The organism is Psychrobacillus sp., assembly GCF_056205495.1.
Genome location: NZ_JBAEAP010000276.1, coordinates 1 through 8,933 on the forward strand (window position 1 = coordinate 1; position 8,933 = coordinate 8,933).

General features: G+C 37.0%; 8 protein-coding genes. 5 read left to right on the top strand and 3 right to left on the bottom strand.

Going from position 1 to position 8,933, the window contains the following annotated elements; translation table 11 throughout:
• Together AC06OU_RS08025 and AC06OU_RS08030 are read left to right on the top strand one after the other, a co-directional pair.
• Positions 1-1,426 (top strand): protein adenylyltransferase SelO (locus AC06OU_RS08025; RefSeq protein ID WP_475855102.1); only part of this gene is annotated, 1,426 nt, incomplete at its 5' end.
• A gap of 219 nt (positions 1,427-1,645) precedes the next feature.
• Entirely contained in the window at positions 1,646-4,378 is a 2,733-nt protein-coding gene (locus AC06OU_RS08030; RefSeq protein WP_475855104.1) for a carbohydrate binding domain-containing protein, read from the top strand.
• A gap of 52 nt (positions 4,379-4,430) precedes the next feature.
• Here the strand turns inward: AC06OU_RS08030 and AC06OU_RS08035 are convergent, their stop codons facing one another.
• Positions 4,431-4,652 carry a hypothetical protein gene (locus AC06OU_RS08035; RefSeq protein ID WP_169358684.1) on the bottom strand — a complete coding sequence of 74 codons (222 nt, stop codon included), beginning with the start codon at positions 4,650-4,652 and terminating at the stop codon, positions 4,431-4,433.
• A gap of 271 nt (positions 4,653-4,923) precedes the next feature.
• Complete coding sequence (locus tag AC06OU_RS08040; protein ID WP_475855106.1) at positions 4,924-5,745, bottom strand: EcsC family protein; 822 nt, start codon at positions 5,743-5,745, stop codon at positions 4,924-4,926.
• 297 nt (positions 5,746-6,042) lie between these two features.
• On the opposite strand from AC06OU_RS08040, the gene sstT reads away from it, so the two are divergent.
• The 3 genes from sstT to AC06OU_RS08055 all read left to right on the top strand — a co-directional run bounded on the left by sstT (position 6,043) and on the right by AC06OU_RS08055 (position 8,313).
• Entirely contained in the window at positions 6,043-7,275 is a 1,233-nt protein-coding gene (sstT, locus tag AC06OU_RS08045) for a serine/threonine transporter SstT (protein WP_475855107.1), read from the top strand.
• Between the two features lie 108 nt (positions 7,276-7,383).
• A complete protein-coding gene (locus AC06OU_RS08050; RefSeq protein WP_169358687.1) occupies positions 7,384-7,629 on the top strand; it encodes a hypothetical protein in 246 nt (81 codons plus the stop codon).
• Between the two features lie 183 nt (positions 7,630-7,812).
• Complete coding sequence (locus AC06OU_RS08055) at positions 7,813-8,313, top strand: LURP-one-related/scramblase family protein (RefSeq protein ID WP_475855108.1); 501 nt, start codon at positions 7,813-7,815, stop codon at positions 8,311-8,313.
• Positions 8,314-8,406: 93 nt separating this feature from the next.
• On the opposite strand, the gene AC06OU_RS08060 is transcribed toward AC06OU_RS08055, so the two are convergent.
• Complete coding sequence (locus tag AC06OU_RS08060) at positions 8,407-8,922, bottom strand: glutathione peroxidase (protein WP_475855109.1); 516 nt, start codon at positions 8,920-8,922, stop codon at positions 8,407-8,409.
• Between the last annotated feature and the right edge of the window lie 11 nt (positions 8,923-8,933).

Sequence of the window (8,933 nt, forward strand, 5' to 3'; positions counted from 1 at the left end):
TTATACTAGTCTTCCGCCAATGTTTTTTACAATAATAGATCCTAATCCTGTTAGCTCCCCTAAGCTTACAGTTTTAAACGAATCACTAGCCTCTGAGCTAGGATTGAACAAAGACTATCTTAAAAGTGAACAAGGTCTTCAAATACTTGCAGGAAATAGTGCCCCAGCAGGAAGTAAGCCTCTTGCACAAGCTTATGCTGGTCATCAATTTGGCCACTTTAATATGCTAGGAGATGGTCGGGCATTACTGTATGGAGAACAAATAACCCCTGATGGGAAACGTTTCGATATACAACTAAAAGGCTCAGGTAAAACTCCCTATTCTCGCGGAGGGGATGGAAGAGCTGGTCTTGGCCCAATGCTTCGAGAATATATCATTAGCGAAGCGATGCATGGTTTAGGGATACCGACGACACGTAGTCTTTCAGTAGTAACTACTGGAGAATCGATTATCCGAGAAACACTTCAACAAGGGGCCGTAATGACGAGAATCGCTAACAGTCATATTCGGGTAGGTACGTTCCAATTTGCTGCAACCTATGGCACATATGAGGACTTACAGGCATTAGCTGACTACACGATAAACAGACATTATCCTGCGTTGGAGGAAAAAGATAATAAATATTTACTTTTCCTCGAGGAGGTAACGAAGCGTCAAGCCTCACTTATTTCTAAATGGCAGCTAGTAGGGTTTATTCATGGAGTGATGAATACAGATAATATGAGCATCAGCGGAGAGTCTATTGACTATGGTCCATGTGCGTTCATGGACACCTATGATATGAAGACTGTATTCAGTTCAATTGATACTCAAGGACGTTACGCATACGGCAACCAACCAGGTATTGGTGGCTGGAATCTGGCTAGACTCGCAGAAAGTTTATTGCCCCTTATTCATGAGGATCAAGAGGAAGCAATAAAACTTGCACAGGAAGTGTTATCTGCCTATCCAGAACATTTCCAAACAAGTTACTTAAATGGAATGAGAGCAAAACTAGGATTATTCCATGAAGAAGAAGGGAATCATGCCCTCATTCAAGAGCTTCTAGAATTAATGCAGAAGTATAAAGCAGACTATACAAACACCTTCAGAGCTCTAACTATGGAAGAGCTAGATGAAAATGAACTTTTTAAATCTGTTGAATTTAATGATTGGCAAACAAAGTGGCTAGATAGATTAGAAAAGCAACAAGAATCAAAACAAGAAGCAATACAAATGATGAAGGAGCATAATCCTACTGTCATTCCGAGAAATCACCGTGTGGAAGAGGCGATAGAGGCAGCGGTTGATAGAGGAGACTATCAAGTGATGGAAAGCTTAGTGTCAGTACTTCAAAACCCTTACGATTATTCAGCCGATAACCAAGAGTACTCTCAGCTTCCACCAGAATCAAGCTGTGGATATCAAACTTTCTGTGGAACGTGAATGAGATTAAACTTTCTTAACTTAAAATAGCCTACAAACAATATTTGTTTGTAAGGCTTTTTTGTTTTTAAATTTAATATATCTGAGTGTAATTAGACCTAATAATATATGGTAGGTATTATATATCAACTATAATTGAGTCTATTTTAAGACATATCTATAGTTTTTAAAAGATAATATACTGAAAATTGTAATTATACAGATAAAGGAGGATTTTATTTGAGAGAAACGCAATTTTTACGTTTGGTTTCCGTCCTATTAAGTTTAGTATTACTACTTTCCGTGTTACCTTTAACGAGCTTTGCTAACACAACAGACGAAGGTGTGGTAGCAAAGCTTAAGGATAGAGGTTTTAAGACACCAGTAAATCTTGGGATTGGTGCTTCTGAAGTAGTCTTATTAAATGCTGCATTTGGGAAAGAGAATGGAAGAGATGTAGTTTATGCTACAGCGAATGGTGGAGTATTTAATGTAGTCGATGTGAAGGAAAATAAGCTAATATTTTCTCAGCAGTTAGCAAAGGTATCTCAAGTGTGGAGTCATACTATTGCTTCTAATGGGACAGTGTATATTGCTGCACTCGGAGAAGGAAATGTAGGAGAGCTTTGGAGCTATTCTCCAACAACAAAGATTGTCGAAAAGCTAGGAACACCTAATGCTGGACACCAAGCATGGAGTAGTACTACGGATGATAATGGAAACGCATATATTGGTACGTATGCGGAAGGCGATGGTCGTATTTATAAGTATGATGGTGCCACTAAGTCTTTCGTTGACTTTGGAAAGATTGATGCTGACAATGCTAGTTATATTCGTTCTCTCGAATATCATGATGGATACTTTTATGCTGGTTTAGGAGTGGAAGGAAAGGTTTATCGTATTAATGTAGAAACGATGGAAAAAGAAGAAATAACAAAAAATGTACCTGACATTTTAGGGAAGCCTGTCAGCCAGATTAAATTCGTTTATGATATGGCTGTCGTCGGTAACTATCTATTTGCTCGTTTTGATGACGGAGGCGAATCGGCTATACTTTTTTATGATTTGATTAACCAAGAATGGGTGTCAGATAAAAAGCTTGGAAAACTGCATGATGGATCAGCAGATGATTTTGGAAGCTTTGGTTTTATCCAGTTACCGGTCAATGGAGATAAGGCATATGTAATTCACAATCGTCACATTGTAGAAGTTGATATTAATACATTAGAGACGCGTGAAACAGGGATTAGATATGGAGCTGGCTTACGAGGAGGAGCATTTGTAGATATGGGAAGAGAAGATCTTCCGGGTCTCTCTCTAGTCACAATGAATAGGACAGGCCAAATATTTGCTGCAAATCTAGAGACAAATAAAACTGTTACCCTGCCAACAGCTATGCAAGCACTTCCATTGAAACTTCATAACCTTGGGGAAGGTCCAGAGGGTAATCTTTATATGACTACTTATCCTGGGGGACCAAAGGGTTCGAAATATAATATCCAAACAGGGCAATTTGTAACGTATTCCCAGGGACAGGCAGAGGGAATTGTAGCGGGAAATGGGAATGATTTATATTTTGGGATTTACGGAGGTGCTGCTATTCAAAGGATGAATACAGAAACAATGGCGATAGAAACACTTTTTGATCTTAAGCCGGAGCAGCAGGATCGGCCGTACATTATGAAATTTGTAGAAAACAAATTATTAATCGGTACTATACCGGATTATCAAAAGCTTGGCGGGGCGCTTACGATTTATGATTCAGTTACGGAGGATAGAAAAACTTATCGTAATGTGGTTCAGGATCAAAGTATTGTTGGATTAGCCCATAAAGACGGTTTAATTTACGGCTCCACTACAGTAAGAGGAGGGCTTGATATTCCTCCGAGTACCTCAAAGGCAAAAATGTTTATATGGGATATGGAAAGCGAGCAAAAATTGAAGGAATTTGAATTGGATATTCCAGAACTAGATGCTCCTCCAATAATTAGCGGATTAACGTTTGATGATAACGGAACATTATGGGGTGCAGTAGACGGCATTATTTTTGCAATGGACCCCGCGACCCAAGAAGTGATAAAGTATAAAAATATATATCCAGAGATAAAAAATAGGGGTATGTGGAGACCAGTCCATATTGAAATTGGAAAAGATGGTCTGCTATACACAGATGTAGGTGGAAAGCTTACGGTAATAGACCCTTCCTCTGAAAACTTAGACCATGTTTCATTGATCAATTCAGGGCCAGAAATTGACTTTATGGTTCTAGCGAATGACAATGAAGGAAATGAAAATATCTATTATATAGACAGCGATGCAACTCATCTATTTATGATTCCTGTAGTGGATGGTGGAGAAGTTGTAAATCCTGAGGAACCGATTTATGAGACTGTCAATGTTCCGATTAAAAATGCCGGATTCGAAGACAAGGTCAAGAAAGAAAGCATACCGGGTTGGTCATCCTTATTTGGAGCATTTCCATCCAATGCATCCTTTGAAATAAGCGATTTACGTAAAAAATCTGGTAAGAAAAGCTTAAAAATTAACGATACCGATCAAAAGCAAACTGTTTTCGCACAAACCGATTCGATTTCTATAAAAGAAGGAGTCGAGTATACAGCTTCTACTAATCTCTTTTTAGAAGACGGTAGCGTAAGCTTCTTTATTCGTTATTTTGACGAAAAGGGAATACAAGTAGGTAGTGATCGAGACGGTGAAAATATTATCCATATCCGTTACGGTCATAAGGAATGGCAGACGGTAAAAGCGACCGTTACAGCTCCAGAGGGGGCAAAATATGCTCGTCTATTTGCTGGAACATCAAATTACTTTACTACATCTGCTGCATACTTCGATGATTTTAAGCTGAGCTATGAAAAAGAAGTAACGATGCCTGGAAAACCAGGGAAGCCAGATAAACCAGGAAAACCTGAAAAACCAAAACCAGGGAAGCCCGGAAAGCCAGGCAAGTAAGATATTAGAAAAAGAGGAGAAAGTGAATTTTCACTTTCTCCTCTTTTTAATTTTATCTCTTTTTCTTCTTGCCTAGCTCTGCTGCAGCTTTACTTTTTTCTACTATTTTCTCAAATTCTATTTGAACATGCACATGATTATTATCATTATAGGAGACGTCTAAAACCTTGCACTTGCGACCTTTAATTTTTAAGTCTTCGTCTACTGCAGGAATGTTTCTTAACGCTTGAGTTAATACAATTATATTATTTTCATAAAAATGTACTGCGAACATGTGCTTTTCCCCTTTATCAAATAAATTAATTCTAAATTAGAATCTCTATATTTTATGAGATAGAAAGGAATATAGAACAAGAAAATTTGACAAGATAAAGAATGGTAGAAATCGATTGTAATTATGGAGCAGACCAACCGATTATTGACGTTTACCAACCGATTATTTAAAGAAACCGACCGATTAATGGAGCCAACCGACCGATTATTTTCCAAGCATACAAAAAAACGAAAAAGCTACACTATGTGTTTCACTTTTCCGTGGAGGTTTATTATAAATCGGTATGATCACTTTCTAATTCATTAAGCTTTTCATAAATTCTTCTTTTCCTGTAAAGCATGATGCCAGCCTCTGCTATATCATGGATCATTCCTTTATTTGCAAATGCTCCAAATATGATTCCGGCTATGGGTACCATTTGAAAGAGCTTTTTCCATCCAAATTGGTCACGATAGGTGAAAAATACTTCCTGCCAGCCTTTCAACTGGGACAGCATATTCTCTGAAGTCGTTTTATTCTCATGAAGAACCGATAATTCATTTAAAATAGATTCTTTTCCAACGATATCGGCAGACGCAAATTGCAGACACTTAATGATAAACACACGCTCCTGTTTGTCATTTGGATCATACCCATGAATAATCGCAATTTCCTGCAAAGTTTTTAGTGCAGTACCAAGAATCACAGGAATATCGATTGCTAGTGTAAATATGCCGCCAACCCCTGTAGTCGCACCCTGAAGAGTAGCGAATTTCACACGTCCTTTTTGTAACCTTTCACTCAGTACAATCATATCTTTTAATGGAATGTTCCCAACATCCTCTATAGACTCAATAGGGTCGTAAGGAGTAGATGATTTAATCTTATTAATCATCGTTTGTTCATTGATTAAGTATTTACCACCCGTTTGTATATAGCTGCCTATTTCAGAGACAAGTAAGCCAATTTTTTCTTGTATAAAAGCAGGAGTTAACTTATCTAAGACCTTAAAAGGAAGACGTCCGAGCTTTTCCCAAAACCATAAACCCTTCTGATCTTTCTCCCAGGCTTCTATCTCTTCTAAATGTGTATGAAGATAGTCTTTCGTTTCCATCTATCACTACTCCTTATAATAATATCTTATCACTACTATAATCTAATCTTTGTTCAACTTACATACATGACGCGCTTAAATCTTTATCGGTTTCAATAATGTTAAATTACCTGTTCTATGTTACAGGTGCCAGGCACTTGTAACAATTGGAAGATGTTATTTCAGAATAATTGTTTACCAATTCATAATTTTCGTGTTAAACTAGCATTTATATATAATTAATCATAAAATTTTAACATATCAAAGAGCAGGTACATCGTTAAATATGCTATCATGTTTAATATCGGAGGGAACAACATGAAAAAACTCTTACATACATGGAACCAAGTAAGTCTTGTTAAACAAATTTTACTAGGTATTCTGATAGGTGTTATTCTAGCTTTAACAATACCTGAAGCTGCAAGCTGGGTTACTATTTTTGGTGCTTTATTTGTTGGTGCTTTGAAGGCTGTTGCACCAATACTTGTATTGTTCCTAGTTATCCATGCAATTTCTTCTCATAGAAGCGGTCAGCAAACGAACATGAAGTCAATTATAATACTTTATGGAATTGGAACATTTCTTGCAGCACTTGTTGGTGTTATTGCAAGCTTCCTATTTCCGGTTACGCTTACGCTTACGACTGGAGTAGAGGATGTTACACCTCCAAGTAATATTTTAGCTGTTTTAGAAACTCTTTTATTTAATGTGGTTGATAATCCTATTAATGCGATTTTAAATGCAAATTATATTGGAATTTTAACATGGGCTATTCTTTTGGGGCTTACTCTGAAGAATGCTGCCGAAACAACAAAAAATACAATAGCAAATATCTCGGATGCAATCTCACAACTAGTTAAATGGGTTATTAAGCTTGCTCCTATTGGTATTTTAGGGCTCGTTTTTGAAGCCATTGCAACGAATGGTCTTTCCGCTTTAAAAGAATATGGTCAATTAATCATTATATTATTAGGCTGCATGTTATTTGTAGCTTTAGTCATTAATCCTTTAATTGTTTACTTATACGTACGGAAAAATCCTTATCCATTAGTATTCCGCACGTTAAGAGAAAGTGGAATTACAGCTTTCTTTACGCGTAGCTCGGCTGCTAATATTCCTGTAAATATGGAATTGTGCAAAAAGCTAGAGTTGAACAAGGATACGTACTCTGTTTCTATTCCTTTAGGAGCTACCATTAACATGGCTGGAGCAGCAGTTACAATAACTGTCTTAACCCTTGCTGCCGTTAATACGTTAGACATAAATGTAGATATTGCTACCGCACTAATCCTTAGTGTTCTTGCTGCTGTGTCTGCTGCAGGAGCATCGGGTGTTGCAGGTGGATCACTTTTACTAATTCCAATGGCATGTAGCCTGTTTGGTATTCCAAACGAAATTGCGATGCAGGTGGTAGGTGTAGGTTTCATCATTGGAGTCATCCAAGATTCATGTGAGACTGCATTAAACTCTTCCTCTGATGTTTTATTTACGGCTACTGCTGAGTATGCAAAGGATCGTAAAGAAGGAAAAGACGTTATTATTCACTCTTAATAAAAGAAAATCAAGTGCCTCTCTACAATCCGTTGTAGAGGGGTGTTTTTTATACATATTTTAAATGAATAGAAGGATACTAAAGCTAAAGGCCAAAGGAGAATCTTTATGTCCGAGTGTCCACTGTGCAATGCATTCAATGAATTTGAAGAGAACTGTCCAAAGTGTACTAACCCTTTAGAGGACGCTGGCAAGGAAAGTGATTTTCTAGATCCCTATGCTCATTACAACGACCTAGACACCATTAAAATGGCAGACGGCTATTCTCATACAAGCAAGGAAGAGATTTGTCCGCATCTCATTACATGCAATAATTGTGGATATGATGAAGTGAAATTTGTACAAGGAATATGAAACAGCTGAATAATCAGCTGTTTTATTTTTGTGTATTGAAGTAAAATATATGTAATATTGAAAAAATATTTGATGGAAATAAAAGAATTGAAGTCAAAAGCTTATAGGAATGTTGAGAAAGAAAACTGAGGAAATAACGGGTAGCCAGTTCGATAATTAAATGAAACAAAAGGAGAAAAAATTATGAAAAAACTTTATATAAAGCAAAAGGTATTAAGTCTAAGTGGCAAGTTCACCGTAAAGGATCAGCAGGAGAACGATGTATATTACGTAGAGGGCAGTTTTATGAAAATCCCAAAAACTTTCTCTATTTTGAATACATCCAGAAACGAAATAGCCTTAATTACGAAAAAAATGTTCAGCTTTTTACCAAAGTTTTTTGTTGAGGTAAACGGAAAAGAAGTGCTAACGATTAAGAAGGAATTCTCTTTCTTGAAGGCACGTTATTCTATTGATGCTGCTGGTATTGAGGTGCATGGTAACTGGTGGGATATGAATTTCCAGGTGTTACAGCACGGAGAAGTGGTAGGGCAAGTGAGTAAGGAATGGTTCACTTGGGGGGATAGCTATCAGGTGGAAATATGGGAAGAAGAGATGGAAGCTATTATCCTTGCATTAGTTATCGCAATTGACTGTGTAAAGGCTGACCAAGCAGCATCTTCATCTGCTACTGCGTCGATTTAAGCTTTAGATTGTCTACAAGCATTTCAAAATATGATTCTTGAATTCGAAAAACAAGAATCATATTTTGATAAAAAACCTTTAAAACAGTGGTTACTATAATAGTGCTTCAATATCTTTTTCCATATCAATCGTATCGGTAGTAGGCTCAAAACGATGAAGAACATTACCGTTACAGTCCAAAAGAAATTTAGTGAAATTCCATTTGATAGAGTTCCCATGCATAAAATGTGGAACCTTTTCATTTATAATGGAACTCAATATTCGAGCTGAAGGGTGAAAGTGGTTGAATCCTTTAAAAGGCTTTACTGCCGTAAGATAATTGAACAGAGGCTCTGCTTCACTATCTCTTACTTTTACCTTTGAGAACATTGGGAATTGTACACCAAAATTTATCTTACAAAATTGATTAATGTCTGCGTTACTACCAGGCTCCTGGTCATCGAAGTGATTAGATGGGAATCCGAGGACAACAAACCCCTGCTCCTTATATCTGTCATATAATTTTTGCAAATCTTCATACTGATATGTAAAACCGCACTTGCTTGCAGTATTGACGATCAACACTACATTCCCCTTAAATTTTTCTAATGAAACCAAGTTACCACTGATATCCGGTAATT

What these genes read in the sequence shown, in the direction of transcription:
- AC06OU_RS08040 (WP_475855106.1), bottom strand. Translation starts at nt 5,745, where the DNA reads ATGGAAACGAAAGACTATCTTCATACACATTTAGAAGAGATAGAAGCC.
- AC06OU_RS08055 (WP_475855108.1), top strand. Translation starts at nt 7,813, where the DNA reads ATGAAAAAACTTTATATAAAGCAAAAGGTATTAAGTCTAAGTGGCAAG.
- AC06OU_RS08035 (WP_169358684.1), bottom strand. Translation starts at nt 4,652, where the DNA reads ATGTTCGCAGTACATTTTTATGAAAATAATATAATTGTATTAACTCAA.
- AC06OU_RS08050 (WP_169358687.1), top strand. Translation starts at nt 7,384, where the DNA reads ATGTCCGAGTGTCCACTGTGCAATGCATTCAATGAATTTGAAGAGAAC.
- sstT (WP_475855107.1), top strand. Translation starts at nt 6,043, where the DNA reads ATGAAAAAACTCTTACATACATGGAACCAAGTAAGTCTTGTTAAACAA.